General features: G+C 40.6%; 4 protein-coding genes. 2 read left to right on the top strand and 2 right to left on the bottom strand.

Annotation, left to right across the window (positions count from 1 at the left end; translation table 11 throughout):
• On the top strand, positions 1-895 hold an 895-nt coding region (locus PX481_RS18550), incomplete at its 5' end, for an OFA family MFS transporter (RefSeq protein WP_288095383.1).
• Between the two features lie 420 nt (positions 896-1,315).
• Here the strand turns inward: PX481_RS18550 and PX481_RS18545 are convergent.
• Positions 1,316-1,609, bottom strand: a complete 294-nt coding sequence (locus PX481_RS18545) for a hypothetical protein (protein WP_012266429.1) — start codon at positions 1,607-1,609, stop codon at positions 1,316-1,318.
• Between the two features lie 139 nt (positions 1,610-1,748).
• Here PX481_RS18545 and PX481_RS18540 point away from each other — a divergent pair, with 139 nt between their 5' ends.
• Positions 1,749-2,015, top strand: a complete 267-nt coding sequence (locus PX481_RS18540) for a hypothetical protein (protein WP_004161646.1) — start codon at positions 1,749-1,751, stop codon at positions 2,013-2,015.
• 396 nt (positions 2,016-2,411) lie between these two features.
• Here PX481_RS18540 and PX481_RS18535 read toward each other — a convergent pair whose 3' ends face one another.
• Positions 2,412-2,471 (bottom strand): hypothetical protein, encoded by a 60-nt coding sequence (locus tag PX481_RS18535; RefSeq protein WP_287107536.1) that lies wholly within the window; start codon positions 2,469-2,471, stop codon positions 2,412-2,414.
• Positions 2,472-2,645: the final 174 nt, after the last annotated feature.

Here is a 2,645-nt window from a genome sequence, read left to right as displayed (position 1 = left end):
CACGGGAGTCGGCATCGCTTACGGTGTTCCCATGGCAGTGGTGGCACGCTGGTTTCCCGACAAAAAAGGTTTAGCGGTGGGTTTAACTATCATCGGATTTGGCCTTTCTCCCCTGATTACCGCACCTTTAGCCAATCGATTAATCAATGAATATAGCGTTAGACCAAGTTTAAGATTTTTGGGGATTATCTTTACAATAATTATTGTGATTATTGCGATCACAATGAAGTTACCCCCTCAAGACTGGCAACCTCCCGCCAATTTAGCTAATCGAAAATCCGACTTTCAGGCCAATTATCCGGTGAATATGCTGAAAAGTCGCTCATTTTATGGTTTATGGCTTTGCTATGCTATTGGTGCTTTAATTGGCTTGAGCGCCATCGGTATTTCTAGTCCTGTGGCTGAGGAAATTATCCAGATCGAGCCGGGGTTAGCGGCTAGTAGTGTTGCTCTATTTGCCTTGTTTAATGGTATTAGTCGTCCTTTGTTCGGTTGGTTGAGCGATCGCTGGAAACCCCATTATCTAGCGATCGGGGCCTATACACTCATTTTGATCGGTTGTCTGTTGATGGTCAAGGCCGAAAAAGGGGCGGTTACTAGCTATCTAGTGGCTTTTTGTCTATTTTGGTTCTGTTTAGGGGGATGGTTAGCCCTAGCTCCCGCTACCACTCTCCACTTCTTTAATCCTGACCACTACGCCCAAAATTACGGCATTGTTTTTACTGCCTACGGTGTCGGTGCTTTGATCGGAACTTTAGTAACCGGTAGAATTCGCGATTGGTTCGGTACTTACACTTATGCTTTTTATGCTATGGCTGTATTGGCAATACTGGGTATTTTTCTCGCTAGTGCCTTACTGAAAAGAGAGCGATCGCATTTATCAAATCCTAGCTAAGGGAGTTAATCTTACCCTAGAGTAGATACTGCTGCTATTTTACACCAATTAAAAGTAAAAGTAGGCTACAGATAACTAGGATAGGGGGCGGGGAAATGGGAGACTTGACCAGTTATCAGTAAACAATAATCAGTGATACGGTTCTTCTCGACTTTTTGTGATATTTTTTACTTATGTATGTAATAATTTTTGCTTATAAAATATTGAAATGTTTACTGGAAAAGACTTTTAGGACTATTTTGCTGAAGAAACTATCAGTATAGACCCCGTTTCCACACAGAAACCAGAAGAGCCGTGATAGGATAATTAGTGGTCTGTCAAGATTGAATTGAGGGATAAATCTCCTTCTGCTTGTCTTAATCGACCATTTTAAAACTGAAAGATTATTAGATTCCCACTCGCTATTGGAAGGGGATAGATTTAGGTCAAGGTCATCGTTTGCTTGGCAGAAAAAGTCAACACCAATTGATGAGGATAGACAATTTCTACGCCGATTGTTTCGAGGAATGCTCCCTTTTCTGTCTGAGTTGCACAGACAAAATTTCCCTGCTCATCATATTTAACCCAATCTCCAAATAATTCTACTAGATAAGCTTCCCCATTTTTGAGAATTTCTACAATTGTCCCAACTGTGCCGATAGGAGCTATTCCACCATCAATTAAAGGTAGCTCTTCCCTTAGTATAACACCATCAAACAATTGAAACTTACTCATTTTCAATCTCCTAAACTATCGGGTACTGCTGTGACAAATCTGGCCACATCTTCTCCTCTCAAAACAATAGACCTCGACCTAATCTAATAAAATCACAATAATAGGATATTATAAAACAAAAACCAACTTAAACACTAATATGATTAAACGAATTAAAGCATTGAATGAGCTAGAATTTGACTCGGCAAAATCGGGGGAGCCAGTCTACGGAAAATATAAAAAACTATTCGTTTATATAGAGTTAGGTAAAGAAGAGGAGTATCGAGGAAACCCTCAAGATAACCAGAAAACCCAATACCGACTTTTTCGTCGGTGTAAGGTGGAATACTCGAAAACGGAAGAAGAATCAGAACAAGGTATCTACCAATATGACGAAACAAATATCGATGTCATTTTGTACTGGTAGAGGTAACATTGGACAGCATAGGTCTTTTAATCGCCCTTTTTCGGGGTGATTGTCGATCTTGAATCAAATCTCGGTTTTCCTCGAGGAAAGAAATTAACTGATCATCAGGGATTTCTCGGAACTCGCCAGTTTTCAATAAAACAGTAGCCATGGTAAATCGAACTCCTGAATATTCGTCTCGATCGCTATGAAAGCAGATCCTGTCTTGATCATATATCTATTTTTGCTTTATTCCAATAGAGCGATCGCTAAAGAATGATAAAGTAGTTGCTAAAATATCTAATAGAGATCTGTGTCACCCGAATATTCGTCTCGATCGCTATCATAGCAGCCCTCTGCTAACAGGGAGTTCCCTAGAGTCAAAGAAATCACCACTTAGAGGTATATTCATTGCCTTTATTGTTGGGATTTTTTCGGCCACTGCTGACGGCGATAACTGCTATACTGCCCATGAATATTGACCAGATAGGGAACTAGATAGGGTCTGCTGAAAAAGTTTTTCCTAGGGGCAGGGTGTAGGGTGTAGGGTGTGGGGTGTGGGGTTTTACCGATTTTGAGGGGGTCAATTACCTAATTTTCAGGGAAAAAGTACCTGAATTTCCCCCTGATCACTCCCATATCTGGTACTTT

This window comes from Microcystis sp. M53603_WE2 (assembly GCF_030065435.1).
The sequence above is the reverse complement of the archived record's forward strand: the minus strand, read 5'-3'. Positions and strand labels throughout refer to the sequence as shown.

What these genes read in the sequence shown, in the direction of transcription:
- PX481_RS18545 (WP_012266429.1), bottom strand. Translation starts at nt 1,609, where the DNA reads ATGAGTAAGTTTCAATTGTTTGATGGTGTTATACTAAGGGAAGAGCTA.
- PX481_RS18540 (WP_004161646.1), top strand. Translation starts at nt 1,749, where the DNA reads ATGATTAAACGAATTAAAGCATTGAATGAGCTAGAATTTGACTCGGCA.